General features: G+C 67.7%; 1 pseudogene. It reads left to right on the top strand.

Features of this window, described 5'->3' with window-relative positions:
• Nucleotides 1-64: 64 nt before the first annotated feature.
• Nucleotides 65-260 (top strand): annotated as a pseudogene (locus tag KVT32_RS30500) (hypothetical protein); the annotation flags it as partial.

Below are 260 nucleotides of genomic sequence, written 5' to 3'. Positions count from 1 at the left end.
CAGGACCGGCCGCGATGAGGGCGTGATCGGGAATGAGGCTCGGGACAACGGCGCGCCGGTCGCCATGACCTCGAACCCGCTGGCCGGAACGGTGACGCTCGAGTCGATGCCTGCCGGCGCCGTCACGCTGTCCGTGAAGGGCGACAACGGCGCAGGTTACTGCGACACCGCGGCCATGATGGTCAAGCGGATGGTGACCGCGTACGGCAAGGTGTCCGACCGCTTCACCGATGCGGATCTCGACCTGGACAACATCGCCG

The sequence above is a fragment of the Achromobacter sp. GbtcB20 genome (genome assembly GCF_019091095.1).
GTDB lineage: Bacteria > Pseudomonadota > Gammaproteobacteria > Burkholderiales > Burkholderiaceae_B > Achromobacter > Achromobacter mucicolens.
Note: the sequence above shows the minus strand (reverse complement) of the source record. Positions and strands in the feature narration are given on the sequence as shown.